Origin of the sequence: Variovorax sp. SPNA7, assembly GCF_033807855.1 — a bacterium.
GTDB lineage: Bacteria > Pseudomonadota > Gammaproteobacteria > Burkholderiales > Burkholderiaceae_C > Variovorax > Variovorax beijingensis.
Genome location: NZ_CP138513.1, coordinates 3,361,868 through 3,386,509, shown reverse-complemented (window position 1 = coordinate 3,386,509; position 24,642 = coordinate 3,361,868). Strand labels below are relative to the sequence as shown.

Genomic DNA, 24,642 nt, shown 5'->3' with positions numbered 1-24,642 from the left:
GGGTGTCTCCTCTCTGTTCGTCTCGCCGGTCAGGCCGCGGCGCGGTCAGGGGCTTCGATGCCGAAGTCCTCGGGGTAGTGATTGATGGCCGACAGCACGGGGTAGGGCGTCATGCCACCCATGGCGCAGAGCGAACCGTGCAGCATGGTGTCGCACAGGTCGCGCAGCAGGATGACCTGCTGCGGCCGGTTCTGGTTGCTCGTGATCTTGTCGATCACTTCCACGCCGCGCGTGGAGCCGATGCGGCAGGGCGTGCACTTGCCGCAGGACTCGAGCGCGCAGAACTCCATTGCGTAGCGCGCCAGTTGCGACATGTCAGCCGTGTCGTCGTGCACCACGATGCCGCCGTGACCGACCACCGCGCCCACGGCCGCATAGGCCTCGTAGTCCAGAGGCAGGTCCCACTGCGATTCGGGCACGTAGGCGCCCAGCGGCCCGCCCACCTGCACCGCCTTGATCGGCCGGCCGCTGGCACTGCCGCCGCCGAAGTCGTAGAGCAGTTCGCGCAGGCTCAGGCCGAAGGCCTTCTCGACCAGGCCGCCATGCCTGATGTTGCCGGCCAGCTGGAACGGCAGCGTGCCGCGCGAACGGCCCATGCCGTAGTGCTTGTAGAAGTCCGCGCCGCGCGCCAGGATGAGGGGCACCGACGCCAGCGTGATCACGTTGTTGATCACGGTCGGCTGGCCGAAGAGCCCCTGCAGCGCCGGCAGCGGCGGCTTGGCGCGCACGATGCCGCGGCGGCCTTCCAGGCTTTCGAGCAGCGCGGTTTCCTCGCCGCATACGTAGGCGCCGGCCGCCTTGCGCACGGTCAGTCGGAAGGCGTGGCCCGAGCCCAGGATGTCGTCGCCCAGGAAGCCCGCCTGCTCCGCATGGCGGATCGCCTCGCTCAGCGCGGCGATGGCATGCGGGTATTCCGAGCGAACGTAGATGTAGCCCTCGGTCGCGCCGGTTGCAACGCCCGCGATGGCCATGCCTTCCACCAGCATCAGCGGATCGCCTTCCATCGTCATGCGGTCCGAGAAGGTGCCCGAGTCGCCTTCGTCGGCATTGCAGACGATGTATTTCTGCGGCGCCTCTGCGGCCAGCACGGTCTTCCATTTGATGCCGGCCGGGAATGCGGCGCCGCCGCGGCCGCGCAGTCCGGAGTCCAGCACCTGCTGCACGATCTCCGCCGGTGCGAGGGTGAGCGCGCGGCGCAGTCCGGCAAAGCCCTCGTGCGCCTCGTAGTCGGCCACGGACACCGGATCGGTCAGGCCCATGCGCGCGAAGGTCAGGCGCTCCTGCTTCTTCAGGTAGGGGATTTCTTCGGTCAGGCCCAGGCTCAGCGCATGGGCGTCGCCCGAAAGAAAGCCGGCGTCGAACAGGCCCGCAACGTCGGCGCCCGTGACCGGGCCATAGGCCACGCGGCCTTGCGGCGTGGCCACCTCGATCAGCGTTTCCAGCCAGAACAGGCCGCGCGAGCCGTTGCGCACGATGCGCACGTCGGCATTGCGCGCATGGGCTTGTGCTTCGATCTGCCGCGCCACCCGGTCGGCGCCGACCGCCAGCGCCGCGGAGTCGCGGGGGACATAGACGGTGATTGTCATGAGGCGCTCCGTGCTTCCCGGGCGATGTCGTCGAACAGCGCCGGCGTGATGCGCGCATGCACCTCGCCGTTTACCGCGATGGCGGGCGACGAGGCGCACAGGCCGAGGCAGAACACCGGCTCCAGCGAGCACTGGCCGTCCGCCGAGGTGCCGTGCACGCCGCAGCCCAGGTGCTGCCCGGCATGCGCGAGCAGCGCGTCCGCACCCATCGCCTTGCAGGCCTCGGCACGGCAGACCTGCACCAGCAGCCGGCCCGCCGGGGCCGAGCGGAAGTGGTGGTAGTAGCTGACCACGCCATGCACCTCGGCGCGCGACAGGTTGAACTGCTCGGCGATGAGGGGAACCGCGTCGGGCGGAACATGCCCCAGCGCGTCCTGGATGCCGTGCAGCGCAGGAAGCAACCCGCCCGGCGTGTCCTTGTGCGCGGCGGCGATGGATGCCGCGATGCCCAGATTGTTCATATGCTTTGAATCTCCTAAAGTTGGGGCTGCAGTACTCGTGGTGGCGCGAGTCTATGGAGAGGCGTCGAATGCCACAATATGAAGCGTTCAGCCCAATAAATATGCTTTGGAAAGCCGAAACTCATGCATGAAGTGCACATCAGGCCGCAATGGACCATCCGCCAGACCGACGGCGCGGCCCTGGCGCCGCGGGTGATCGAACTGCTGGTGCAGGTGCTGGAGCACGGCAGCCTTTCGAGCGCCTGCACCGCGTCCGGCGTGTCGTACCGCCATGCATGGGAGCTGATCCGCCAGGGCGAAGCCATGTTCGGCCAGCCGCTGGTGGCCATGCGGCGCGGCAAGGGTTCCAGCCTCACGCCGCTCGGCGAAAAGCTGGTGTGGGCCGACCGCCGCATCACCGCACGGCTGTCGCCGCTGCTGGATTCGCTGGCCTCCGAACTGGGCGCGGAAATCGAGAAGCTGATTCCCACCGCGCCCACGCTGCTGCGCATCCACGCGAGCCACGGCTTCGCGATCGAGGCGCTGCATGGCTTCCTGGCCGCGGCGCAGGTGCCGGGCGATCTGCGCTACTGCGGCAGCGAGGAAGCCGTGGCCTCGCTGCACCACGGCAGCTGCGACGTCGCGGGCTTCCACGTGCCGCTGGGCGCGTTCGAGGCCGAGGCCGTCGCGCACTACGGGCCCTGGCTCAACGCCGATACGCAGAAGGTCATCGGCATGGCGACGCGGCACCAGGGCCTGATGGTGGCGCCCGGCAACCCGAAGAAGATCTACACGCTGGCCGACCTGGCGCGTCCCGGCGTGCGCTTCATCAACCGGCAGGCGGGCTCGGGCACGCGCTACCTGTTCGACCTGCAACTGCGCGAGCAGGGCATCGCGCCCGAGGCCATCAAGGGCTACGAGCAGTGCGAGTTCACGCATGCGGCGGTGGCCGCCTTCGTGGCCAGCGGCATGGCCGACGCGGGCTATGGCGTGGAAACGCCGGCGCGCCAGTTCAAGCTGGACTTCATCTCCAACCAGGTGGAGCGCTACTTCCTGCTGTGCGAGGAGCGCTCGCTCGCCGCACCCATCGTGCGGCGGATGCTGGACATCCTGCAGAGCGAGGCCTACCAGGGCGCCGTGAACCGGCTGCCCGGCTACCAGGCGGTGAACTGCGGCCGCGTGCTGTCGCTGCCGGAGGCCTTCGAATCGCTTCGCCCCGCGCCGGCCGGCAAGCGCCGCACGGCCACGCGGTCCAGGTAGCAGGGGCTCTCTTTCGCTGTCAGCAAAAAGCACTCAGCAACTCCTTCGTCGCAACTTCGCGACAAAGCAGGCTCAAAAGTAACCATCTGTATGGTTAAATCGCCCGAACTATCGCGAAGAGGACGAGGGATCTCCATGAAGCTGCTGCTGAGCATCGTGTGCGCCGTTGTTGCGTTGGCAGGGTGCGTCAGCACGCCGCCCACGCCGACGCAACCTGGAACCGGATCGGGGCTGTCGTACGTGCCCATGGTCGCCATGGAAGGCGTGGACCGGGCCCGCTACGACAGCGACGTGGCCGATTGCCGCACGGCGGCCACGCGGATCACCGCGCGCAGCGAAACCGGCGACGCCATGTGGCTCGCATTGGGCCTGGGCCTGATCACGGTGCATGGACAGGGCATCGTGGCAGCGGCCTCGTACACCGGCATTTCGGCCGCGGTGATCGACATGTCCTACCGGCCCAGCGCAGACCTGATTGCCGAGCACCAGCAGATCGCCGTGGTGCACTGCATGGCCAAGCGTGGCTACCGCAACCTCGACCCGAACGTGCGCGACACCTTCTACGGCCATGCCTTCAATCCGGAAGTGGCGATGGCGCCGCGCAGGACCGGGGTCGACACCTACAACGCCGAAGTGCTTGCGAGGGCCGGGCAGTGCAGCATCCAGCCGCGCGCCGAACTCACGGCCAAGGGTCCGGGCTACGAGTCGTACAGCGTGCCATGCTCGAACGGCACGGCCTGGGCCGTGCGCTGCGAATTCGGCAAGTGCCGCGTGCTGGGCCAGTCGGCCGTCCGGCGCGCCTCCTGACGACGCCGGCGCTCGTCACTTGATGAGCATGCCCTTGAGGGCCGGGTCGGCGGGCGGCGCCTTGAGCTTCATCTGCCGCAGGATCTTCATCAGGAGCCGCGCGATCATCAGGTTGCGGTGCCGCTTGTTGTTGGCCGGTATCACGTACCAGGGCGCGTGCTCCGTCGAGGTGGCGCGCAGCGCCTTGTCGTAGGCCTGCTGGTAGGCGTTCCACTTGGTGCGCACCTCGAGGTCGCCCACATTGAACTTCCATTGCTTGCCGGGCGTGTCGATGCGCGCCTGCAGGCGTTCGCGCTGCGTGTCCTTGTCGATGTGCAGCATGCACTTGACGATCACCGTGCCGGTCTCGACGAGCAGGCGCTCGAAATCGTTGATCTGCGCATAGCGCCGATGGGTCTCGGCCTTGTCGATCCAGCCTTCGACCGCGGGCACCAGCACGTCTTCGTAGTGGCTGCGGTTCCACACCGCGATCTCGCCGCTGCGCGGCACCACCGCATGGCAGCGCCAGAGATAGTCGTGCGCGCGCTCGTCGTCGCTGGGCGCCTTGAAGGCGGTGACGCGCACGCCCAGCGGGGAGGTGCGCGAGAAGACCCAGCGGACGGTGCCGTCCTTGCCGCTGGTGTCCATGCCCTGCAGCACCAGCAGGACCTTGCGGCGGCCCTCGGCATGCAGCAGGTTCTGCATTTCGTCGAGTTCGATGGCCAGGGTGTCGATCTCGGCGAGCTGGGCGGCTTCGTCGCCGTCCAGGAACGGAGATTCGCCGGGGTCCACCTGCGAGAGTTTGAATTTGCTGTCGACGCGGTATTTCTTGAAGCTGGCCATGAATCCGGACTCCGTGCAAAAGCACGCAGCGTACGCGATCGGTGCCGGTCAGCGCTCGCTCTCGTCCGGATCGATGGAAGCGCTCCAGCGGCTGTCCCATTCGGCATGCCGCGCGGCGCCGTCGAGCTCGCGCCGGTCGCGCTTGGTGGGGCGGCCCTGCTCGATGGCCAGCGCCGGCTCGCTGCCCATGCGGCGCTGCTCGCGCATGGCGGCCTGCGCGGCAATGCTCTCGGGCGTTTCTTCGTAGAGCTGCTGCGCCACCGGCGCCGGCCCGCGCTGGCCGCTCAGGCCGCGCACCGTGACGGTTCGCGTCACTGCGCCCAGGCGGATGGCCACCGTGTCCCCCGGCTTGACCTCGCGCGAGGCCTTGGCGATGTCGCCGTTGACCTGCACCCGGTTCTTGCCGATTTCGTCCGCGGCCAGCGAGCGCGTCTTGAAGAAGCGGGCGGCCCAGAGCCATTTGTCGATGCGCAGGCGATCCATATGTTCAGGGATTGTGGTGCAGGGCAGGCAGCCGCACGACAGCATCGAGGCCGATCACCTGTGCGGAATTTTCCTGCGTGCTGCGGTTGTCGAGGGTGATGCGTCCGCCGAGCGCGAGCACGATCTCGCGGCAGATGGCCAGGCCCAGCCCCGAGCCGCTGGCCGTGTCGCCGGCGGAAAACGGCGCGAACAGACGCTGGCGCAGGTCGGCCGCAATGCCGGGCCCCTGGTCACGCACCGTCAGCACGGCTTCCTGGCCTTCGCAGCGCACCATCACCGAAAGGGCGCCGCCGCGCGGGCTCTGCTTGATGGCGTTGTGCAGCAGGTTGCGCGTGAGTTCCTGCAGCATCCATTGGTGCGCACGCACGGTGACGGGCCCGTCGATGGCCAGTTCGAAGTCGAGCGCCTTGTCGGCGATCAGCGGTGACACGTCCAGCGCCATCTGGCGCACCACGCCGCCGAGCTCCAGCGGCACCGATTCCGGCTGCTGGCGCAGCTGCTCGACCTTGGCAAGCGACAGCATCTGGTTGGCGAGCGTGGTGGCGCGCTCCACGGTCTGGCTGATCTCGCCCAGCGCCTGCTCGGGCGGCACGTCGCCGCGCCGCGCGGACTGCACCTGCGCCTTGAGCACCGCGAGCGGCGTGCGCAATTGATGGGCACTGTCGCGCACGAAGCGCTTCTGGTGGTCGAGCAGGCGCTGCAGCCGACCCATGACCTCGGTGGTGGCGTCGACCAGCGGGCGCAGTTCGCGCGGCGCATCGGGCGCGTCGATGGGGGAAAGATCGTCGGCCGCGCGCTTCTCGATGGCTTCGCCGAGCTCGCGCACCGGCCGCGTGGCGCGCTGCACCACGAAGACGGTCACCAGCGCGATCACGCCCATCAGCAGCAGCTGGCGCCACAGCATGTCCACCAGCAGCTTGCGCACCAGCGTTTCACGCAGCTCCAGGGTTTCGGCCACCTGCACCACGGCCATGCCGCGGCCGCGCGCGCTGGCCACGGGCTGCAGCATGACCGCCACCCGCACCGGCTGGTCGCGAAAGCGCGCGTCGTAGAAGTCGACCAGGGCCGCATAGGCCCCGCGGTCGGGGATGCGGCCGCGCCAGAACGGCAGCTCGGCAAAGCCCGAGACCATCTCGCCGTCGAGCGCGGAAACGCGATAGAAAAGGCGGCTGCGGTTGTCGGCCTCGAAGGCCTCGAGCGCGGAATAGGGCACGATGGCGCGCAGCCGCGCGTTCTCGTCGTAGCCTTCCACGTCGAGCTGCTCGCCGATGGTCTTGGCCGATGCGAGCAGCGTGCGGTCGTAGGCCGTGGTGGCCGCGGCCAGGCTCTGCCGGTACAGGCTCACGCTGTTGATCACGATGAACAGCGCCACCGGCGCGAGAATGCCGAACAGCAGCCTCGCGCGCAGCGACAGGGCGGTCTTCATGGCTCGGCGCGCAGCAGGTAGCCCAGCCCGCGCAGCGTCATCAGCGCCGCGCCGGTGCCCGCGAGCTTCTTGCGCAGCCGATACACCACCACCTCGATGGCCTCGTACTGCACATCGGTCTCGCCCGGGAACACGAGCTCGAAGAGCCGCTCCTTGCTCACGGCATGGCCGGGCTTCGTCATCAGCGCCTTGAGCAGCGCCAGTTCGCGCGGCGTGAGCTCCAGGATGCCGCTCTTGTGATAGATGGCACCGCTTTCGGGCTCGAAGCGCAGCCCGCCCACTTCCTGCGGGTTCGGGCCCGCGTCGGCGCCGGCATTCTGGTGGCGCCGGCGCAGTGCGCGGATGCGCGCTTCCAGTTCGTCGAGATCGAAGGGCTTGGGCAGGTAGTCGTCGGCGCCGGCGTTCAGGCCCATGATGCGGTCGCCGACCGTGCCGCGGGCCGTGAGCAGCAGCACGGGCGTGCGCAGCCCCGCGGCGCGCGCCTGGGCCAGCACCTGCAGGCCGTCGAGGTTGGGCAGGCTCAGGTCGAGCGCCACCACGTCGGGCTCCAGCTCTCGCCACTGCTCGACGGCCAGCGCGCCGTCGCCGCAGATGCGCACGTCGATCTTGCTGCGGGCGAGGGCGCGCTGCAGGGTGACCTGCATCGAGGGATCGTCTTCGACCAGCAGCAGCTTCATGGGGTGTGGAGGGGGAATGGTACTTCGGTGTTTTCCCCAGTCCGGTGGACAGCCAACTGACAGCAGGGCGGCGCATGATAGCGGCTCAGGTCCAAGTCAGGTTTTCTTTAGTTTTCAGGAGACAACGATGCGTCGCGACACCTTTTTGAAGTCATTGGCCGCGCTGGCCGCCGCCGGAGCCCTGCCGTTGTCGGCACGCGCCGCAGCCAACGTCAAGATGATGGTTCCAGCCAACCCGGGCGGCGGCTGGGATACCACGGGCCGCGCGCTGGGCAAGGCCCTGACCGAAGCCAAGCTGGCCGACACGGTCACCTACGACAACAAGGGCGGCGCCGCCGGCGCGCTGGGCCTGGCCCAGTTCGTGAACGGCTCCAAGGGCGATCCGAACGCGCTCATGGTGATGGGCTCCGTCATGCTCGGCGGCATCATCACCGGCAAGCCGCCGGTCAATCTCTCGCAGGCCACGCCGATTGCGCGCATGACCACCGAATACAACGTGTTCGTGCTGCCGGCCAATTCGCCCTTCAAGACCATGAAGGACGTGGTCGAGCAGCTCAAGAAGGACCCGGGCAGCGTCAAGTGGGGCGGCGGTTCGCGCGGCTCCACCGAGCACATTGCCGCGGCCATGATCGCGCAGAAGGTCGGCGCCGATCCGTCCAAGATCAACTACGTGGCCTTCCGCGGCGGCGGCGAAGCCACGGCCGCCATCCTGGGCGGCAACGTCACCATCGGTGGCAGCGGCTACAGCGAGTTCGCCGAATACATCGCCGCCGGCAAGATGAAGGCCATTGCGGTCACGTCGGCCCAGCGCCTGCCGGGCATCAACGTGCCCACGCTCAAGGAGCAGGGCATCGACGTGGAGATCGGCAACTGGCGCGGCGTGTACGGCGCCCCCGGCATCAGCGCCGAGCAGCGCAAGGCGCTGACCGACATGGTGCTGGCCGCGCTCAAGAGCCCGTCGTGGGCCGAATCGCTCAAGAAGAACGACTGGACGCCGGCCGTGCTTTCGGGCGAGGCCTTTGCCAAGTTCGTCGATGACGACTTCGCGAGCCTGCGCGCCATCATGGCCAAGTCCGGGATGATTTGATTTCGCTCGCCCCCAGTCTTCGCGCACTTCGTGTCGCTACGCCAACCCCCTACCGGGGGCAACACCAGAGGCCCGGCGGAGCCGGTTCCTCGGTGTTCCTGGAAGGAGACGGGGGCTCTTTCGAGTAGGGGGCTTTCAGCGGGCCCCGTTCCTTTCCCTGACTGCGGGAGCAAAAAATGACAACTCCAGAATCCTCGGTCTCGCCGCAACCTGCGGCCATGTGGCCGCAAACCCTGGTCGGGGCCGGCGTGCTGCTGACCGGGCTGGCACTGGCTTTCGGCGCCATCGGCATTTCTTCCGAGGCCGGCTACGGCGGTGTCGGGCCCAATTTCCTGCCCTGGCTGGTGTCGAGCGCGCTCACGCTGTGCGGCGCCTGGATTCTCTGGGAAGCGCGCACCGGCGGTTTTCGCGAGCTCGACGTACCCTCGGACGCGGAGCACGCCTACTGGCCGGGCTTCGTCTGGGTGTCGGCCGGCCTGCTGCTCAATGCAGCGCTGATCACCACGCTGGGTTTCATCCTGAGCTGCACGCTGTGCTACGTGCTGGCGGTGCAGGGCCTGCGCCGCGCGGGCGGCCAGCCCTCGGCCAACCAGCCGCGCACCTGGGCCATCGACCTCCTGACCGGCGCGCTCATCTCGGCGCCCGTGTTCTGGATGTTCACCAAGTTCCTGGCCATCAACCTGCCGGGCCTCACGACCACCGGCTGGATCTGACATGGAAATCTTCAACGCACTCATGACGGGTTTCGCCGCGGCGATCACCCCTGTCAATCTGCTCTGGTGCCTGGTGGGCTGCGCACTGGGAACGGCCGTGGGCGTGCTGCCGGGCATCGGCCCGGCCGTGGCGGTGGCCATGCTGCTGCCCATTACCGGCAAGGTCGACATCACGGCCTCGATGATCTTCTTCTCGGGCATCTATTACGGCGCCATGTACGGCGGCTCGACCACTTCCATCCTGCTCAACACGCCCGGCGAAACGGCCAGCATGGTGACGGCGATGGAAGGCAACAAGATGGCCAAGAGCGGCAGGGCGGGCGCGGCGCTCGCCACCGCCGCCATCGGCTCGTTCGTGGCCGGCACCATTGCCACCGTGATCGTCACGCTGTTCGCGCCGTTCGTGGCCGAGTTCGCCGTGAAGCTCGGGCCGCCCGAGTATTTCCTGCTGATGCTGCTGGCCTTCACCACGGTGAGCGCGGTGCTCGGCAAGAGCACGCTGCGCGGCATGACGGCGCTGTTCATCGGCCTGGCGGCCGGCTGCGTCGGGCTCGACCAGATCTCGGGCCAGGGCCGCTACACCGGCGGCATTCCCGAACTGCTCGACGGCATCGAGATCGTGCTGGTGGCCGTGGGCCTGTTCGCGGTGGCCGAGGTGCTGTATGCCGTGCTCTACGAGGGCAAGGTGGTCGAGGGCCAGAACAAGCTGACCCGCGTCCACATGACCGGGCGCGACTGGAAGCGCTCGATTCCGGCATGGCTGCGCGGCACCGCCATCGGCACGCCGTTCGGCTGCATTCCGGCCGGCGGCACCGAGATTCCGACCTTCCTGAGCTATGCGACCGAAAAGAAGCTGGCCAAGGACGCGGAAGCCAAGGCCGAGTTCGGCACCAAGGGCGCCATCGAAGGCGTGGCCGGCCCCGAAGCCGCCAACAACGCCACGGTGACCGCGGCGCTGATCCCGCTGCTCACGCTCGGCATTCCCACGTCGAACACCACCGCCATCCTGCTGGGCGCGTTCCAGAACTACGGCATCCAGCCAGGGCCGCAGCTGTTCACCACCTCGGCTGCGCTGGTGTGGGCGCTGATCGCCTCGCTCTACATCGGCAACGTGATGCTGCTGGTGCTGAACCTGCCGATGGTGGGCCTGTGGGTCAAGCTGCTGAAGATTCCCAAGCCGCAGCTCTACGCCGGCATCCTGATCTTTGCGACGGTGGGGGCCTACGGCATGCGCCAGAGCGCATTCGACCTGTTCCTGCTCTACGGCATCGGCCTGCTCGGCGTGGCGATGCGGCGCTTCGACTTTCCGACCGCACCCGTGGTGGTGGGCATGATCCTCGGGCCTCTGGCCGAAGCGCAGCTGCGCAATGCGATGTCCATCGGGGAGGGCAGCGCCGCGGTGTTCTTCCAGCGGCCGATGTCGATCACGCTGGTGGTTGTCATCGTGGCTGTGCTGGTGTTGCCGCGGGTTGCTAAGCGGATGAGTGAACGCAAGCTGGCGAGGCTGGCAGCCTGAAGCTCATTTGGGCGAGAGTCTTCTTGACGCTTGCCTGGTGTTTTTTCCCCGGGGCCGGGTCTCGCCCCGGCGGGCGACCTACTTTTCTTTGCTTCGCCAAAGAAACGTAGGCAAAAGAAAGGCGACCCCACTGTCTGCGACCCTTCGCTTCGCTGCGGGCAACCTGCGGTGCTCGGGTTTCGCGGGGTCTCGCAGAACTCGCTTCGCTCAAACAGCTGCGAGCCCTGATCCGCGAAACCCTCCGCTCCTCGGCGCATACAGAGGGGATTGGGAACCGAACGGGCCTTTGCTTCGCTCGGCCACCAAGCCACCGCAGGCGCGCTGCGCCTGCGGTGGTTGGTATCGAGTTGGGCTGTTGGTATTGGGGCCGAGCGAGAGCGAAGGCTGCCCGGCTCCCCCCCTTCTGTATGCGCCGAGGAGCGCAGGTGGAGGCGGGATCAGGGCCGCAGCTGTTTGAGCGAAGCGAGTTCTGCGGACCCCCGCCGGAGTCGAGCACCGCAGGTTGCCCGCAGCGAAGCGGAGGGACGCAGACAGCAGGGTCGCCTTTTCTTTGCTTACTTTCTTTTGGCGAAGCAAAAGAAAGTGAGTCGCCCGCCGGGGCGAGACCCGGCCCCGGAAAACAACCCCCGAGCAAAACTCGAAGAATCAACCAGCCGGCTTCTCCACCAGATCATCATCAATATGCGGATCAGCCGGCTGCCCGCGCAGCTTGCGCACCGTCCGCCGGATCCAGTGCTCGATGTCGTCCACGTAGGTGAACACCGCCGGCACCACCAGCAGGCTCAGCACGGTCGACGTGATCAGCCCGCCGATCACCGCCATCGCCATCGGCGAGCGGAAGCTCGAATCCGCGGTGCCAAGGCCCACCGCAATCGGCAGCATGCCGGCACCCATCGCGAGCGTGGTCATGATGATGGGCCGCGCGCGCTTGTGGCAGGCGTCGCGCAGCGCGTCCCAGCGGCTCATGCCGTGGTCGCGGCGCGCCACGATGGCGTATTCCACCAGCAGGATCGAGTTCTTGGTGGCAATGCCCATCAGCATGATCAGGCCGATCAGCGACGGCATCGACAGCGCCTTCTGCCCGATCAACAGACCCACGAAGGCGCCGCCGAGCGCCAGCGGCAGCGCGCAGAGGATCGTCACCGGATGCAGGAAGTCCTTGAACAGCAGCACCAGCACGATGTAGATGCACAGCACGCCCGTGAGCATCGCAAGGCCGAAGCTGTTGAACAGTTCCGTCATCACCTCGGCGTCGCCCACCTCGGTCACGCGCACGCCGGGCGGCAGCTTCTGGATCGAGGGCAGCGCCGTGACCGCGGTCTTGGCATCGCCCAGGCCCACGCCCGAGAGCTCGATCTCGAAGTTGACGTTGCGCGAGCGGTCGTAGCGGTCGATGACGGCCGGGCCGCCTTCCATCGTGAGCGAGGCCACCTGGCTCAGCATGACCGGCCCGCGCGTGCCGGGCACCGAGAGGCGGCCGAGCAGGTCGAGGTTCTGCCGCGCCGAGTCCTCGAGCTTCACCACGATGGGCACCTGCCGCTGCGCGAGGTTGAGCTTGGCCAGCGCCTGGTCGTAGTCGCCCAGCGTGGCCACGCGCAGCGTCTCGGCGATGGCCGAGCTGGTCACGCCCAGGTCGGCGGCGCGCGCGAAGTCGGGGCGCACGGCGATCTCGGGGCGGATCAGGCTCGCGGTGGAAGTGATGTTGCCGAGGCCGGGCACCGTGCGCAGGTCCTTCTCGACCGCGCTGGCGGCGCTGGCCAGCGCGGCGGGGTCTTCGCCGGTGAGCGCGAGGATGTATTTTTCACCCGAGCCGCCCAGGCCCACGGTGCTGCGCACGCCGGGCAGCGTTTCGAGTGCGGCGCGGATCTGGTTCTCGATCACCTGCTTGCGCGGACGGTCGCCGCGCTCGTCGAGCTTGATGGTGAGCGTGGCCTTGCGCGTCTCGGGCGTGCCGAAATTGGCGAACGGATCGCCGCCCGCGCTGCCGCCGGCCACGGTGGTGTAGACGCTGCGCACATGGTCGATCTTCATCACGCGGTGGCGCGTTTCCTCCGCGGCCGCGGTGGTCTGCGCGAGCGTGGAGCCGGGCGGCAGCGACAGATAGATCTGCGTCTGCGAGTTGTCGTCCGGCGGAATGAAGCCGGTCTTCAGCAGCGGAATCATCGCCAGCGAACCGAAGAAGAAGAGGGTGGCGAGCACCATCGTCTTGAAGCGGTGGTGCGTGCTCCATTCCACGGCGCGCATGTAGGCCGTGAGCCAGCGCGGCTCCTTCTCGGCACCGACCACCGGCTTCAGCAGGTAGGCCGCCATCATCGGCGTGAGCACCCGCGCCACCACCAGCGACGCGAACACCGCGAGCGAGGCCGTCCAGCCGAACTGCTTGAAGAACTTGCCGGCCACGCCGCTCATGAAGGCGGTGGGCAGGAACACCGCGATCAGCGTGAAGGTGGTGGCGATCACCGCCAGTCCGATCTCGTCGGCCGCCTCCATGGCCGCCTCGTAGGGTGACTTGCCCATGCGCAGGTGGCGCACGATGTTCTCCACCTCCACGATGGCGTCGTCCACCAATATGCCCACCACCAGCGAGAGCGCGAGCAGCGAGATCACGTTGACCGAAAAGCCCAGCAGGTGCATGCCGATGAAGGCCGGTATCACGGACATGGGCAGCGCCACGGCCGAGACAAAAGTGGCGCGCCAGTCGCGCAGGAACAGCCACACCACGATCACGGCCAGGATCGCGCCCTCGTACAGCAGGTGCAGCGAGCCCTCGTACTCTTCTTCCACCGGCTCGACGAAATTGAAGGCCTCGGTCAGCTCGATGTCGGGGCGCTGCGCGCGCAGCTCGGCCAGCGCTTTCTGGATGGCGCGGCCCACCTCGACCTCGCTCGCGCCGCGGCTGCGCGCCACTTCGAAGCCGACCACCGGCTTGCCGTTGAGCAGCGCCGCGGCGCGCGGCTCGGCGATGGTGTCGCTGATGCGCGCCACCTGGTCGAGCCGGATGCGGCGGCCATCGGAAAGCGCGATCTGCATGTCGGCCAGCTGGTCGGCCGACTGCACGGTGGCCAGGGTGCGCACCGGCTGCTCGCTGCCGCCCAGGTCGATGCGGCCGCCCGCGCTTTCGGTCTGCACCTGGCGCAATTGGCGCGAGATGTCGGCCGCCGAGGCGCCCAGCGCCTGCAGCTTGGCCGGGTCGAGGTCGACGTGCACCTGGCGCGTGACGCCGCCCACGCGGTTCACCGCGCCCACGCCGGGCAGCGCGAGCAGCTTCTTGGTGACGTCGTTGTCCACGAACCAGCTCAGCGCCTCGCCATCCATGCGCGACGAGGCGATGGTGAAGGCCAGCACCGGCTGGGCCGCGAAGTCGAGTTTGGTGACCACCGGGTCGCGCACGTCGGCCGGCAGGTCGGCGCGCACGCGCTGCACCGCGGAGCGCACGTCGTCCACGGCTTCCTGCACCGGCTTCTCGAGGCGGAACTCTACGATCAGCGTGGCCGCGCCGTCCTGCACCTTGGTGGTGATGTGCTTGAGGCCCTGCACCGTGGCAATGGAGTTCTCGAGCTTGCGCGCGACGTCGGTCTCGAGCTGCGAAGGCGCGGCGCCGGGCAGCGACGCCGAGACCGTCACGGTCGGCAGGTCGATGTCCGGGAAGTTCTGCACCTTCATGGCGTTGAAGGACAGCAGCCCGCCGAAGCTGAGCAGCACGAACAGCATCACCGCCGGAATCGGGTTGCGGATGGACCAGGCGGAAACGTTCATGGGCGCGCCCTCGTTTCGCCATTGCCCTGGCCGCCCGCGGCGGCCGAGGCCGGCGCTGCGGCGGGCCGGGCGCCCGCGGCTGCAGGGGCCGCTGCCGCCACCACGCGCACCAGGTCGCCGTCGTTCAGGAAGCCGGCGCCCTGCACCACGATCTGCGCGCCCTCGGGCAGCGCGCTGGTGATCTCCACGCGCTCGCCGACGCGGCGGCCGGTCTGCACCTTCAGCTGCGCCACGCGGTTGTCGGGCTGCAGCACGAAGACGTTGTTGAAGCCGTCGCGCGGAACGATGGAGCTCTGCGGTACGGTGGGCGCGGAGCTGCGCCCCAGCTCGAAGTCGCCGCGCGCGAACATGCCGGCCTTGATGCCGGTGTTCTGCTGCACGTTCGGCAGGTCGACATAGACCAGCGCCGCGCGGGTCTGCGGATCGACCGTGGGCGCGATGCTGCGTACCTTGCCGCGCACCTGCGCGCCGCTCGCGCTGACCACGAAGGCGGTGGTGCCCACGGCAATGCGGCTGAGCTCGGCCGAGGTGACTTCGGCGCGCCATTCGAGCCGGCCCTGGCGAATCAGGCGGAACAACTCGGTGCCGGCGGCCACCACGCTGCCCACCGTGGCGGTGCGCGAGGAGATCACGCCGTCGTCGGGCGCCAGCACCTGCGTGTTGCGGCCGCGCACTTCCTGCGCTGCGAGCACGGCTTCGGCGGCCTCGACGCGCGCCTTGGCGGTCTGCTCGGCCGTCTGGTATTGGTTGATCTGCTGCTGGCTCAGTGCGCCGGTGGCCTGCAGCGTGCGGGCACGCGCCGCGTTGCCCGCGGCATCGGCCGCGGTGGCCCTGGCCTCGGCGAGCGAGGCGCGCGATTGCGCGATGTCCGCGCGCACCGTCTCGGGCGAGAACACGGCCAGCAGCTGGCCCTTCTTCACCACGTCGCCCACGTTCACGCGCACTTCGGCGAGCCTGAGGCCGGTGGATTCGGAGCCCACGCTGGCCTCCTGCCAGGCCGCCACGTTGCCGTTGGCCGCGAGCGTGAGGGTCAGCTCGGTGGCTTCGGGTTTGGCCACGGTCACGGTCAGCGTCGGCCGGGAAGCGGGCGTGGCGTCCTTGCCCTTGGCGGCGGCGGCCGGCGTGCCGGCTTCGTTCGCGGGCTTGCGGGTCAGCCACACGGCCGCGGCAACGATGACGACCAGCGCCAGCAGCGCGATGGCAAGGGTGGAGCGTTTGATTCTTTTCATGGCGACGTCGCGACCTTGGCGGCCGGGTTGGAAGTCATTGAGGGTGATTCGGGGCGGGCCCAGCCGCCGCCCATGGAGCGGTAGAGCGCGACCCAGGCTTCGGTGCGCTCGCGCTGCAGCGAGACGCGCGCGGTCTGCGCGGCAAAGAGCGTGCGGCGCGAATCCTCGAGCTCGAACAGGCTGGCCAGGCCGCTCTGGTAGCGCGCCTGGGTGGCGTCGAACGAGGCCTGGTAGTTCTGCACGGCGGCATCGGCATCGGTGGCGCGCGCGTTGGTGCTGTCCAGGTTGACCAGCGCCTCTTCCACTTCGCGCACTGCCAGCCGCACGTTGGCCCTGTAGAGCGCCACCGCTTCGGTGTAGCGGGCCTTGGCCGCATCCGAGTTGGCGGCGCGCGTGCCGCCGTCGAACAGCGGCACGGTCAGCGACACCGGCCCCACGGTCCAGGTGTCGAGCGATTCGCGGAAGCCGCTGGTGCGGATCTGCATGCGGCCGATGGAACCCGAAAGCGACAGGCGCGGATAGCGCGCGGCCTCGGCCGAGCCCACGTCGGCGCTGGCGGCTGCCACGCCGAGTTCGGCGGAGTAGACGTCGGGCCGCTGCGAGATGGCCTGTGCCGGCACGCTGGCGATGCTGCCCACCGCCGGCAGCGCGCGCTGGGTCGGCGAGGCGGCCAGCTTCTGCTCCAGCGCCGTTTCGTCGATGCCGCTGAGCGCCACCAGCGCCTTGCGCTGCACGGCGCACAACGCGCGCTGCTGGGTCAGGCGGCCCGAGGCGTCGGAAGCGCTGGCGCGTGCGAGCGCGGCATCGGCCGGCGCCGTGAAGCCGGCGCGCGCCGACAGGTCGGTGAGCCGCGCGGTTTCGCCGCGCGACCTGGCATCGGATTCGGACACGCGCAGCTGCTGCTGGCAGGCGCGTTCTGCAAAGTACGCGTTGGCTGTTTCGGCCGCCACCGCAACGCGCGCCTCGTGCCACTTGGCATCGGCGCTTTCCTGCCGGCGAAGCGCCGCGTCGCGATCGGCACGCAGCCGGCCGAACAGGTCGATCTCCCATTGCGATTGCAGGCCGGCCTGCAGCGTGGTCAGCGGCGCGATCGCTGAGAGGCTGCTGCCGCTCGACGAGCCGCTCGTGCCGCCCGAGCCGAGCGAAGAGCCCGAGACGCCGCGGCTGGCCGATGCCGTGCCGTCCAGGCTGGGCAGCAGCGCCGCGCCGGCCGCGATGCGCGTGGAGCGCGCCTCGGCCACGCGGGCCGCGGCGCTCGCGACATTGGGGCTCGCGGCCTCGGCCGCGGCAATGAGCTCGACCAGCAGCGGGTCGTCGAGCTGGCGCCACCAGTCGGCCAGCGACGCAAGCGAGCCGCCGTGCGGCAGCGGCGCGTGCCACTTCGCGGGAAGGGGCGCCTCGACGGCGGCGGGCGGCCTCGTGAATCCGCAGCCGGCGAGCCCGAGCCCGAGGCCCAGCGGCAGGCAGAGGGCGGCAATCGATCGGAGTCGTCTCATGTCTTCTTTCTCCCGGAACGGGCAGGTGCGGCCGCGGGCCTGGCCGTGGCCTGGCGGCGCAGGGCTTCGGCCTCGACCAGCGCAACGGCATAGCCGGTGAGGCGCTGCGCCCAGGTGTCCACGCTGCGCGGCGTATTCAGCAAGGAAGGGCGTATGGCGTCGACGAGGTCCTGGCTCACGAAAAGCTGCATCGCCAGGCCGGTGATGGCAAAGGTCAGCCGGTGCACGTCGTCGTCGGGCCGCGCGATGCCCAGGCGGCGGCACAGCACGCCGGCAATGGCATTGTGCGGGCCCTTGATGTCGCGCTCCATCTCCTCGGCCCACTGGCTGGTCGGCTCGAGCATTTCGCGCAGGTGCAACTGGATGCACTGGCGCACGATCTCTCCCTGCTTCAGGGGCTCGATCATGCGGGTGAAGAAGATCTGCAGCGCTTCTTCCAGCGGCAGCTCGGGCGCGGCATAGAGCGAGATGAAATCGCCCGCGTTGCCGCCCATCGGCTCGCCGAAGGTGGCGGCATACAGCCCGGCCTTGTCGCCGAAGTAATAGCTGATGGCCGAGATGTTCACGCCCGCGGCGCGCGCGATCTCGCGGGTCGAGGTCTTGGCGTAGCCGTTGGCGGCGAACAGCGCGAGGGCGGCGTAGAGCAGGCGCTGGCGTGCTTCGACGCCGTCGCTGCGCGGTGCGCGGGCGGAAAGTGCTTGCAGGGCGGAGGCGCTCATGCCGGCGATTAGACCATGCAGCTAATCAAACGTTTGATTTACTTATGGCGGGATGAGGGCTTTCTTCGCATCGGTGGCGAATGTGCTTTTGGCGCATTTCCGCAGGCTGCATCGGCGCCCCGGCAAGTGGTCCGGCGAGCGGCCGAATGATGCGCGCTACGATCCGCCCATGTCCGCCGTTCCGCCCGCCGCCGCATCGCCCGCCCTGCCTCTGGACGCCGAAGGCATCCTTGCGCTGGCCGCGCGTTCGATGTTCCATCTGTTCTCGAGCATCAGCCAGGGCATGTTCCTGGTGGACCGCAGCGGGCGCATCGTATGGGTCAACGAAGGCTATCGCCGCTTCCTGCCGGCGCTGGGTTTTTCGTCGATCGACCAGTTCCTCGGCCACATGGTCGAGGACGTCATTCCCAACACGCAGATGCGGCGCGTGCTCGAGACCGGCGAGCCGATCCTGGTCGACCTGCTCAACAACAAGGCGGGCACCTTCGTGGTCAGCCGCATTCCGCTGCGCGCCGAGAGCGATGGGCGCGAAGGGCAGGCGGGAGAAGTCATCGGCGCCATCGGCATCGTGCTGTTCGACCAGCCGGAAACCACGCTGCAGCCGCTCATCAGCAAGTTCGCGCTGCTGCAGCGCGACCTCGACGACGCGCGGCGCGAGCTCGCCACCCAGCGCAACAACCCGCTCTACCAGCACGCGGCCGACGGGCAGCGCCGCTCCAAGTACACCTTTGCCAGCTTCATCGGCAGCAGCCCGGCCGCGGTGGAGGTCAAGCGCCATGCGCGCCGCGCCGCGCAGTCCACGAGCCCGGTGCTGCTGCTGGGCGAGACGGGCACCGGCAAGGAACTGCTCGCGCATGCGATCCATGCGGCCTCGGCGCGGGCCAAGGGGCAGTTCGTCAGCGTCAACATCGCGGCCGTGCCGGACACGCTGCTGGAGGCCGAGTTCTTCGGCTTCGCGCCCGGTGCCTTCACCGGCGCCGACAGGCGAGGGCGCGAGGGCAAATTCAAGCTGGCCGATGGCGGCAGCCTCTTTCTCGACGAGATCGGCGACATGCCGCTCGGCCTGCAGGCCAAGCTGCTGCGTGCATTGCAGGAGGGCGAGATCGAACCGCTCGGCTCCAACAAGCTGGTGCCCTTCGATGCGCGCGTGATCGCCGCCACCTCGCGCGACCTGCCCGAGCTGGTGCGCCGCGGCCAGTTCCGCGAAGACCTGTACTACCGCCTCAACGTGCTGCCCTTGCGCGTGCCGCCGCTGCGCGAGCGCCGCAGCGACATTCCGGCGCTGGTCGAGGCGCTGGGCGAAGACATGGCGCTGCGCAGCGGCGAAGCGCCGCCCGAAATCACGCCCGATGCGCTCGCGCTGCTGGCCGGCCAGCACTGGCGCGGCAACATCCGCGAACTGCGCAACGTGCTGGAGCAGGTCACGATGCGCAGCGACTCGCAGCGCATCGACGCCGCGCAACTCGAGCGCATCCTGCGCGAAGCGGGGCTGGAGCAGATCGAACTGCCCGCCACCCTGCAGAGCGCGCACGACGCCGACGAAGAGGCGCTGCTGCTGCGGCCGCTCGCGCAGCAGGTGGCCGAACTGGAGCGCAAGGCGATCGCTGCGGCGCTTGCGGCCACCGGCGGCAACAAGCTGGCGACGTCGAGGCTGCTCGGCATTTCGCGCGCCACGCTCTACGAGCGCATGACGAGCCAGGAGCGGCCGGCGTGAAGCCGCCGAGCGCCGCGCACCGTCCCGGCCTGGGGCGAGCAAGCCTGTGAGCGTGCGCGCCCTGCGCTCCACCTTCGGCCCCAACTGCCATTGGTGCGGCCTTGCCATGGACTTCGACGAGCCGCACGGCAGGCCCGAGTCCGCGACCATCGAGCACCTGGTCGATTCGACGCTCGGCGGCGTGCGCTCGCAGAAGCACCGCCGGCTCGCGCACGCCGCCTGCAACCACGCGCGCAACGAGTTCCGCATGCAGGCCGAGCGCCAGTTCCAGCACTGGATCGCGGAGCGCCAAGTCTCCGAGAAAACCCTGACCGACAAATAGACAGTTGACTGAAATTCAGACACATCAAGTGTTCTGAATTCAGTCGAAAGGCGCATCTTCCGAATGAAGAAGCGTTTGGTATCAAGGGGTTAGCAGGTGGCACGAAGTGTGCAATATTCAGTCACCTATTACAGGAGACACAGAATGAACCGTCGCCACCTCGTCGCCCTGGCCGCACTCGCCGCCTGCGCCGCCGCCGCACCCGCCTGGGCCCAGTCCAACGAAATCCGCATCGCCCACATCTACAGCAAGACCGGTCCGCTCGAGGCCTACGGCAAGCAGACCCAGACCGGCCTGATGATGGGCCTGGACTACGCCACCGGCGGCACGATGACCGTCAACGGCAAGAAGCTCGTGGTCATCGAGAAGGACGACCAGGGCAAGCCCGACCTGGGCAAGTCGCTGCTGGCCGCGGCCTACTCCGACGACAAGGCCGCACTGGCCGTGGGCCCCACGGCCTCGGGCGTGGCGCTGGCCATGCTGCCGGTGGCCGAGGAGTACAAGAAGATCCTGATCGTGGAGCCCGCGGTCGCCGACTCGATCACCGGCGACAAGTGGAACAAGTACATCTTCCGCACCGGCCGCAATTCGAGCCAGGACGCAATCAGCAACGCGGTGGCCATCGACAAGGCCGGCGTGACCGTGGCCACGCTGGCGCAGGACAACGCCTTCGGCCGCGACGGCGTGAAGGCCTTCGGTGCCGCGCTCAAGAAGGCGAAGCTGGCGCACGAGGAATACCTGCCGCCCGCCACCACCGACTTCACGGCCGGCGCGCAGCGCCTGATCGACAAGCTCAAGGACCAGCCGGGCCGCAAGATCATCTGGATCGTCTGGGCCGGCGCGGGCAATCCGTTCAAGATCGTCGACCTCGACCTGAAGCGCTACGGCATCGAGATTGCCACCGGCGGCAACATCCTGCCGGCCATGGCGGCCTACAAGAACCTGCCCGGCATGGAGGGCGCGGCCTACTACTACTTCGGCATCCCGAAGAACCCGGTCAACGAGGCGCTGGTGGCTGCGCACTACAAGCAGTTCAAGGCACCGCCGGACTTCTTCACGGCCGGCGGTTTCTCGGCCGCAATGGCGGTGGTCACGGCGCTCAAGAAGACGGGCGGCGACACCGGCACCAACAAGCTCATCGGCGCCATGGAAGGCATGAGCTTCGACACGCCCAAGGGCAAGATGACCTTCCGCAAGGAAGACCATCAGGCGATGCAGTCGATGTACCACTTCAAGATCAAGGCCGATCCGGCATTCGCCTGGGGCGTGCCGGAACTGGTGCGCGAGATCAAGCCTGAAGAGATGGACATCCCCATCAAGAACAAGAGGTAGGGCTCGCCCTTTCAATTCGTGCGAATTCGCCCCGGCATGGCCGCCGGGCGAAGCGCCAGCCTGCGCGCCCAGCGGCCGATTCGTCAGCAATCCAGCAAGCGTTCGATAGACCTACAACAGAAGGAGACAGCGATGGCAGCGATGCGATGGAAAAACTGGAAGGGATGGGCCGCGGCTGCGGCGATCACGATGGCGGCAGGGCAGGCCGCGACGGCGGCGGTGCCGCTGCCGTCGCTCGGCGCCAACCCGGCGGAGGTCAGCGTGTCCGGCCTCTCGGCGGGCGGCTTCATGGCCGTGCAGCTGCACGTGGCCTATTCGGCCACCTTCAAGCGCGGTGCCGGCGTGGTGGCCGGCGGGCCGTACTACTGCGCCGAAGGCTCGGTGCTCAATGCCACCGGCCGCTGCATGGCGCACGGCAGCAGCATTCCGGTGTCGACGCTGGTCAACACCACCAACAGCTGGGCCGCCAGCGGTGCGATCGACCCGGTGTCGAACATGACGGGCTCCAAGCTGTACCTGTTCTCGGGCACTTCGGACAACACCGTCAAGCCCGCGGTAATGGACGACCTCAAGACCTACTACCAGAGCTTCGTGCCCGCCGCCAACACGGTCTACAGGAACAACATCGGCGCCGGCCACGCGATGGTCACCGACGACTACGGCGGCGCCTGCAGCACCACCGCCGCGCCCTACATCAACAACTGCGGCTTCGACCTGGCGGGCGAGATACTCGCGCAGCTCTACGGACCGCTGAACCCGCGCAACAACGGCACTTTGGGCGGCAGCTTCACCGAGTTCAACCAGTCGGAATTCATCACCGGCCACGGCGTGGCCGCCACCGGCTGGATCTACGTGCCGCAGGCCTGCACCACCGCCTCGTGCCGCGTGCACATGGTGCTGCATGGCTGCAAGCAGAACTACACCGACGTGGGCGACCAGTACGTGAAGAAGACCGGCTACAACCGCTGGGCCGACACCAACAACATCGTGCTGATCTACCCGCAGACCAGCACCGCCGCCACCAACAGCTGCTGGGACTGGTGGGGCTACGACAACGCGAACTACGCGAAGAAGTCGGGCCCGCAGATGGTGGCACTCAAGGCCATGGTCGACCGCGTGACCGGCTCCGGCGGCGGCTCGTCGCTGCCGGCGCCCACCGGCGTGGGCACCTCGGGCGCGACCAGCAGCAGCATGGTGGTCGGCTGGGCCGGCGTCTCGGGTGCGAGCGGCTACAACGTCTACCGCGGCGGCAGCAAGGTCAACGCGGCGCCGGTGGCCGGCACCAACTACACCGACACCGGCCTGGCCCCGTCCACCACCTACAGCTGGACCGTGGCGGCGGTGGATGCCGGCAACGCGCAGGGCGCGATGTCGGCCGCGGCCACGGGCACCACGCTGGCCGGCAGCGGTGGCGGCGGAACCTGCTACACCGCCAGCAACTACGCGCACACCGTGGCAGGCCGCGCCTACGCGCTGTGGGGCCTCACCTATGCCTACGGCTCAGGGCAGTCGATGGGCCTGTGGAACGTCTACGTGACCACCACGCTCAAGCAGACCGGGCCCAACTACTACGTGATCGGCACCTGCTGAGGCCGATCGGCACTACTTTTCTTATTTGCCATGACCCACGATGCTTGAGACCAAAGACCTGACCATCCGCTTCGGCGGGCACGTGGCCGTCAACGGCGTGAGCTGCGCCTTTGCGCCGGGCACGTTGACGGCCATCGTCGGCCCCAACGGGGCGGGCAAGACCACCTACTTCAACCTGATCTCGGGCCAGCTCAAGGCGAGCGCGGGCACGGTGTCGCTCGACGGGCAGCTGCTGTCGGGCCTGTCGCCGTCGGCGCGCACGCACGCGGGGCTGGGGCGGGCCTTCCAGCTCACCAACCTGTTCCCCAACCTCACGGTGCTGGAGAACGTGCGCCTGGCGGTGCAGGCCACGCGCGAGGGCGCGCACCGGCGCGGGCTCAACCTGTGGAGCATCTGGAGCGACCACAAGGCGCTGACCGAGCGCGCCGACCAGATCCTCGCGGACGTGGCGCTGAAGTCGCGCGAGCATGCAACGGTGGCGAGCCTGCCGCACGGCGACCAGCGCAAGCTCGAGGTGGCGCTGCTGATGGCGCTCGAACCCAAGGTCTTCATGTTCGACGAACCCACGGCCGGCATGAACGCGGCCGAGGCGCCGGTCATCCTCGACCTGATCCGCAAGCTCAAGCAGGACAAGACCAAGACCATCCTCCTGGTCGAACACAAGATGGACGTGGTGCGCGAACTCGCGGACCGCATCATCGTGCTGCACAACGGCACGCTGGTGGCGGATGGCGAACCGGCGGAGGTGATTGCCTCGCCGGTGGTGCAGGAAGCCTACCTGGGCATTGCGAAGGAGGCCGCATGAACCTGCTCGAACTTCAGGGCGTGCACACGCACATCGGGGCGTACCACATCCTGCACGGTGTCGACCTGGCCGTGCCCCGGGGCCAGCTCACCATGCTGCTGGGCCGCAACGGCGCGGGCAAGACGACCACGCTTCGGACCATCATGGGCCTGTGGCATGCGTCGCAGGGCAGGGTGCGCTTTGGCGACAAGGACATCACCACCATGCAGACGCCGCAGATCGCCGGCCTCGGCATTGCCTACGTGCCCGAGAGCATGGGCATCTTCTCCGACCTCACGGTGAAGGAAAACATGCTGCTGGCCGCGCGCGGCGCCAGGAATGCCGCAGAGATCGACGACACGCGCCTCGAGTGGATCTTCAAGCTGTTCCCGGCGGTGGAGAAGTTCTGGAACCATCCGGCCGGCAAGCTCTCGGGCGGACAGAAGCAGATGCTCGCGGTGTCGCGCGCGATCGTCGAGCCGCGCGAGCTGCTGCTGATCGACGAGCCCAGCAAGGGCCTTGCGCCCGTGATGATCAACAACATGATCGACGCCTTCGCCGAGCTCAAGGCGAGCGGCGTGACGATTTTGCTGGTGGAACAGAACATCAATTTCGCCCAGCGCCTGGGCGACAACGTCGCGGTGATGGACAACGGCCGCGTGGTGCACAGCGGCTCGATGGCGGCGTTCTCCGCGGATGCGCAATTGCAGCAATCTTTATTGGGTCTCGCGCTATGACGTACTTGATGTCTTGTCCCCTCTCCCGCGTGCGGGAGAGGGCCAGGGTGAGGGCAGACGGCCTGCGCAAAGGCCACGCCCTCCTGACGGCGCCGCTGGCCCTCACCCCGACCCTCTCCCGGAGGGAGAGGGAGCAAGAGGAGGCG

The 24,642-nt window shown here is 68.4% G+C and carries 21 protein-coding genes; 11 read left to right on the top strand and 10 right to left on the bottom strand.

Going from position 1 to position 24,642, the window contains the following annotated elements; genetic code table 11:
- Window positions 1-29: 29 nt before the first annotated feature.
- Together RZE77_RS15895 and RZE77_RS15890 are read right to left on the bottom strand one after the other, a co-directional pair.
- Window positions 30-1,586 carry a formate dehydrogenase beta subunit gene (locus tag RZE77_RS15895; RefSeq protein ID WP_319438278.1) on the bottom strand — a complete coding sequence of 519 codons (1,557 nt, stop codon included), beginning with the start codon at window positions 1,584-1,586 and terminating at the stop codon, window positions 30-32.
- On the bottom strand, window positions 1,583-2,047 hold the full coding sequence (locus RZE77_RS15890) for a formate dehydrogenase subunit gamma (protein ID WP_319438277.1): 465 nt from the start codon (window positions 2,045-2,047) through the stop codon (window positions 1,583-1,585). The genes RZE77_RS15895 and RZE77_RS15890 overlap by 4 nt, the downstream gene beginning before the upstream one ends.
- 123 nt (window positions 2,048-2,170) lie before the next feature.
- On the opposite strand from RZE77_RS15890, the gene RZE77_RS15885 reads away from it, so the two are divergent.
- Together RZE77_RS15885 and RZE77_RS15880 are read left to right on the top strand one after the other, a co-directional pair.
- Window positions 2,171-3,286, top strand: coding sequence for a substrate-binding domain-containing protein (locus RZE77_RS15885; protein ID WP_319438276.1), 1,116 nt, complete (start codon window positions 2,171-2,173; stop codon window positions 3,284-3,286).
- Between the two features lie 135 nt (window positions 3,287-3,421).
- Window positions 3,422-4,093 carry a hypothetical protein gene (locus RZE77_RS15880; RefSeq protein ID WP_319438275.1) on the top strand — a complete coding sequence of 224 codons (672 nt, stop codon included), beginning with the start codon at window positions 3,422-3,424 and terminating at the stop codon, window positions 4,091-4,093.
- Between the two features lie 15 nt (window positions 4,094-4,108).
- Here RZE77_RS15880 and RZE77_RS15875 read toward each other — a convergent pair whose 3' ends face one another.
- Genes RZE77_RS15875 through RZE77_RS15860 form a run of 4 tightly spaced genes read right to left on the bottom strand, consistent with a single transcriptional unit; the run spans window position 4,109 to window position 7,501 of the window.
- Window positions 4,109-4,915 (bottom strand): PPK2 family polyphosphate kinase, encoded by an 807-nt coding sequence (locus tag RZE77_RS15875; RefSeq protein ID WP_319438274.1) that lies wholly within the window; start codon window positions 4,913-4,915, stop codon window positions 4,109-4,111.
- A gap of 48 nt (window positions 4,916-4,963) precedes the next feature.
- Window positions 4,964-5,398 (bottom strand): RNA-binding S4 domain-containing protein, encoded by a 435-nt coding sequence (locus RZE77_RS15870; RefSeq protein ID WP_018904550.1) that lies wholly within the window; start codon window positions 5,396-5,398, stop codon window positions 4,964-4,966.
- Between the two features lie 4 nt (window positions 5,399-5,402).
- The gene (locus RZE77_RS15865; protein ID WP_319438273.1) at window positions 5,403-6,824 is read right to left on the bottom strand and encodes a sensor histidine kinase; all 1,422 of its coding nucleotides are present in this window, start codon (window positions 6,822-6,824) and stop codon (window positions 5,403-5,405) included.
- On the bottom strand, window positions 6,821-7,501 hold the full coding sequence (locus RZE77_RS15860; RefSeq protein WP_319426341.1) for a response regulator transcription factor: 681 nt from the start codon (window positions 7,499-7,501) through the stop codon (window positions 6,821-6,823). Before RZE77_RS15860 ends, RZE77_RS15865 begins: the two co-directional genes overlap by 4 nt.
- A 127-nt stretch (window positions 7,502-7,628) precedes the next feature.
- Here RZE77_RS15860 and RZE77_RS15855 point away from each other — a divergent pair, with 127 nt between their 5' ends.
- The 3 genes from RZE77_RS15855 (at window position 7,629) to RZE77_RS15845 (ending at window position 10,817) form a co-directional block, all read left to right on the top strand.
- Window positions 7,629-8,588, top strand: coding sequence for a Bug family tripartite tricarboxylate transporter substrate binding protein (locus tag RZE77_RS15855; protein WP_047782858.1), 960 nt, complete (start codon window positions 7,629-7,631; stop codon window positions 8,586-8,588).
- A 176-nt stretch (window positions 8,589-8,764) separates the two neighbouring features.
- The gene (locus tag RZE77_RS15850; protein WP_319438272.1) at window positions 8,765-9,301 is read left to right on the top strand and encodes a tripartite tricarboxylate transporter TctB family protein; all 537 of its coding nucleotides are present in this window, start codon (window positions 8,765-8,767) and stop codon (window positions 9,299-9,301) included.
- Between the two features lies 1 nt (window position 9,302).
- Window positions 9,303-10,817 (top strand): tripartite tricarboxylate transporter permease, encoded by a 1,515-nt coding sequence (locus tag RZE77_RS15845; protein WP_319438271.1) that lies wholly within the window; start codon window positions 9,303-9,305, stop codon window positions 10,815-10,817.
- 645 nt (window positions 10,818-11,462) lie between these two features.
- Here RZE77_RS15845 and RZE77_RS15840 read toward each other — a convergent pair.
- Genes RZE77_RS15840 through RZE77_RS15825 form a run of 4 tightly spaced genes read right to left on the bottom strand, consistent with a single transcriptional unit; the run spans window position 11,463 to window position 18,017 of the window.
- Complete coding sequence (locus tag RZE77_RS15840; protein ID WP_319438270.1) at window positions 11,463-14,573, bottom strand: efflux RND transporter permease subunit; 3,111 nt, start codon at window positions 14,571-14,573, stop codon at window positions 11,463-11,465.
- The gene (locus RZE77_RS15835) at window positions 14,570-15,802 is read right to left on the bottom strand and encodes an efflux RND transporter periplasmic adaptor subunit (RefSeq protein WP_319438269.1); all 1,233 of its coding nucleotides are present in this window, start codon (window positions 15,800-15,802) and stop codon (window positions 14,570-14,572) included. Before RZE77_RS15835 ends, RZE77_RS15840 begins: the two co-directional genes overlap by 4 nt.
- On the bottom strand, window positions 15,799-17,298 hold the full coding sequence (locus RZE77_RS15830; protein WP_319438268.1) for an efflux transporter outer membrane subunit: 1,500 nt from the start codon (window positions 17,296-17,298) through the stop codon (window positions 15,799-15,801). Before RZE77_RS15830 ends, RZE77_RS15835 begins: the two co-directional genes overlap by 4 nt.
- Window positions 17,295-18,017, bottom strand: a complete 723-nt coding sequence (locus RZE77_RS15825; RefSeq protein ID WP_319438267.1) for a CerR family C-terminal domain-containing protein — start codon at window positions 18,015-18,017, stop codon at window positions 17,295-17,297. Before RZE77_RS15825 ends, RZE77_RS15830 begins: the two co-directional genes overlap by 4 nt.
- A gap of 169 nt (window positions 18,018-18,186) precedes the next feature.
- Here RZE77_RS15825 and RZE77_RS15820 point away from each other — a divergent pair, with 169 nt between their 5' ends.
- The 6 genes from RZE77_RS15820 (at window position 18,187) to RZE77_RS15795 (ending at window position 24,496) form a co-directional block, all read left to right on the top strand.
- Window positions 18,187-19,731 (top strand): sigma-54 interaction domain-containing protein, encoded by a 1,545-nt coding sequence (locus tag RZE77_RS15820; RefSeq protein WP_319438266.1) that lies wholly within the window; start codon window positions 18,187-18,189, stop codon window positions 19,729-19,731.
- Between the two features lie 46 nt (window positions 19,732-19,777).
- Window positions 19,778-20,053, top strand: a complete 276-nt coding sequence (locus RZE77_RS15815) for a hypothetical protein (RefSeq protein WP_319438265.1) — start codon at window positions 19,778-19,780, stop codon at window positions 20,051-20,053.
- 144 nt (window positions 20,054-20,197) lie between these two features.
- Window positions 20,198-21,385 carry a substrate-binding domain-containing protein gene (locus RZE77_RS15810; RefSeq protein WP_319438264.1) on the top strand — a complete coding sequence of 396 codons (1,188 nt, stop codon included), beginning with the start codon at window positions 20,198-20,200 and terminating at the stop codon, window positions 21,383-21,385.
- Window positions 21,386-21,517: 132 nt separating this feature from the next.
- Complete coding sequence (locus tag RZE77_RS15805) at window positions 21,518-22,975, top strand: extracellular catalytic domain type 2 short-chain-length polyhydroxyalkanoate depolymerase (RefSeq protein ID WP_319438263.1); 1,458 nt, start codon at window positions 21,518-21,520, stop codon at window positions 22,973-22,975.
- A gap of 40 nt (window positions 22,976-23,015) precedes the next feature.
- On the top strand, window positions 23,016-23,780 hold the full coding sequence (locus RZE77_RS15800; protein ID WP_307597131.1) for an ABC transporter ATP-binding protein: 765 nt from the start codon (window positions 23,016-23,018) through the stop codon (window positions 23,778-23,780).
- On the top strand, window positions 23,777-24,496 hold the full coding sequence (locus RZE77_RS15795; RefSeq protein WP_319438262.1) for an ABC transporter ATP-binding protein: 720 nt from the start codon (window positions 23,777-23,779) through the stop codon (window positions 24,494-24,496). Before RZE77_RS15800 ends, RZE77_RS15795 begins: the two co-directional genes overlap by 4 nt.
- Window positions 24,497-24,642 lie beyond the last annotated feature (146 nt).